The organism is Rhodoferax sp., assembly GCF_028689305.1.
Classification (GTDB): domain Bacteria; phylum Pseudomonadota; class Gammaproteobacteria; order Burkholderiales; family Burkholderiaceae_C; genus Rhodoferax.
Map to the genome: position 1 here is coordinate 1 of NZ_JAQTWM010000117.1, position 2,016 is coordinate 2,016.

At 60.1% G+C, this 2,016-nt stretch carries 4 protein-coding genes; 3 read left to right on the forward strand and 1 reads right to left on the reverse strand.

The features are described from left to right. The 3 genes from PHW99_RS16850 to PHW99_RS16860 form a co-directional block, all read left to right on the forward strand. Positions 1 to 266 (forward strand): hypothetical protein (locus tag PHW99_RS16850; RefSeq protein WP_300180310.1); only part of this gene is annotated, 266 nt, incomplete at its 5' end. Between the two features lie 25 nt (positions 267 to 291). Beyond that, positions 292 to 651 carry a nuclear transport factor 2 family protein gene (locus PHW99_RS16855; RefSeq protein WP_300180313.1) on the forward strand — a complete coding sequence of 120 codons (360 nt, stop codon included), beginning with the start codon at positions 292 to 294 and terminating at the stop codon, positions 649 to 651. 15 nt (positions 652 to 666) lie between these two features. Continuing rightward, positions 667 to 1,029: a TfoX/Sxy family protein gene (locus PHW99_RS16860; protein WP_300180316.1), complete on the forward strand. Its 363-nt coding sequence runs from the start codon at positions 667 to 669 to the stop codon at positions 1,027 to 1,029. 99 nt (positions 1,030 to 1,128) lie between these two features. Here PHW99_RS16860 and PHW99_RS16865 read toward each other — a convergent pair. Continuing rightward, positions 1,129 to 2,016: hypothetical protein (locus PHW99_RS16865; RefSeq protein WP_300180318.1), on the reverse strand; the 888-nt coding region annotated here is incomplete at its 5' end.

The following is a 2,016-nucleotide window of genomic DNA, read 5'->3' on the forward strand; positions in this document are numbered from 1 at the left end:
TAGCCAGTCTCGTGCACAGTCATGCCGACTCGCCCACCATGAAGGCACTGATGCTTGGAAATCTGCTGGTGCAGTTGGGACTGCTCACAGCGGAAGTTGCCGGGTACGCCAACGGAGTCATCACCAGATTGTCCGGCGTGATACCAAATTCTGTCTTGCACCTGCTGCTGGCAGGCGGCTTTGCCTATTTCTGGATCAATGGCGGCAAGGCGCCGGCTCAGAACAACCCGTTGGGCGTCAATCCAAATAGCGACAAGCAGCTTTGAAAATTTTCACTACATGGAGAAAACAATGGAAAACAACTCACGTAAAAGCACTTTGGAGACCTACGCAAAATCATGGTCCGAGGCGGACACGTCGAAGCGATTGAAATTATTTGAACAATGCCTGAGCCCCGACTGCGTGTATACCGACCCGACCTCGCAAGTCATGGGATACGAGGAATTCTCTGGATATATGTCGGAACTTCAAAGGAACGTGCCCGGCGTCGCATTTGTACCCACCGAGCTTCAAAGCCACCATGACCGGAGTCTGATGCATTGGAACATGGTGGACGGCGAGGGGAAAATACTCTCTCAAGGAGCGAGTTATTTCTTGTACGGGGCCGATGGCCGCTTAAAGCAAATGACCGGTTTCTTTGATGCTGCCTGATACGGACCCCAACCCTTGTCCCCCAGCGCCGAATATACAAAGTACATTTTTGAGCTGATGGAGCCCATAGGCCCGCTACGGGCAAGCCGATTCTTTGGTGGTGTCGGGATTTCCCGTGACTCAGTGCAATTTGCCATGATCATGGGAAACAATTTGTACTTTGCAGTTGATCAGGACTCCCGGGGGAAATACGAGCAAGCGGGAATGCAGCCGTTTTCGTATATGACCAAGCGGGGGCGAGTTCAAGTACGCAAATATTTTGAGCTCCCTGAAACCGTTCTCACTGATTCGGAACAACTGCGACTCTGGGCATTTGAAGCCATGCGCATCGCTGGAAAAACAAAGCCGGTCAAAGCATCCGCCACAACTCGCCAATAGACTTGCAGCATCCAGCTCAGCATCCGAGCGCTATTTTTTTTGACGGCTTACTATCGATATTCCACGTGGAATTTATTCACTTTACGAATTTAACTGTGGTCAAAACGCCCAGGTGCCGGCCAGAAACGCCTGCTGGCGCGTGGGCAGCTGCATCAGCACGGCATCGCGCGGGCCGCCGGCCAGCCGCAGCCCGCCCTGCACTTGTACCCGGTCGCCCTTCCACAGCAGCGCGGCGGTGACCAGGTGGCCGCCATCCGCCGGGTGGTACAGCAGGTCCAGCGTGGGCTGCCAGCCCTCGTGCTCCCAGCTCAGGCGCAGGTACACATTGGCGCGGCGCAGGCTGGACGAGGCGCCCAAGGCATCGGCCTGCCAGGCCAGCTGGCCTGCCACCGCCGCCAGGGACACCCCCAGCAGCGGAAAACCCGCCAGCGCCTGATTGCGCCAGCGCCAGACGTCCCACTGACTGTCGGACAACGCCGTGCCGTCCCACCAGGCCTCAGTCAGCAGGCTGAACTGGCTCTCATGGGTCCAGGTGCCGCCCAGCAGCAGCTGGCTGGCCGGCCCCAGCGTGGCAGCCTGCCAGGGGGAACGGGCCGCCACGCCGGTCAGGGCGGACACATCGGCCACCTTGCTGTCATGGCGGCTGAGATAGCGCGCCGAAGCGTGCAACTCCAGCGCGTCGCTGGCCACCCAGGCCACGGCGCCGCCCAGACTGCCGCGGGTGTGGGCGCCGGTGCGGGCAAAACCATGCCAGTCCACATTGCCCTGGCGCCAGTACACCCGGGCGGCCAGTGCCGGCTCCTGCGCGCCGGCTTCGGCGCTGGGCTTGGTGGGGTTGACCCAGACCAGCGACCAGGCTGTGTCGGCATCAAAATGCTCGGCCATCAGCACCGGCCGCCCCTCGGCCAGCGTGCTGACCAGGGTGCGGCGCTCTTCCTGCTGGACCACATCGTTGGGGCGAAAGGCGTAACCCACGTCCCAGGCGAC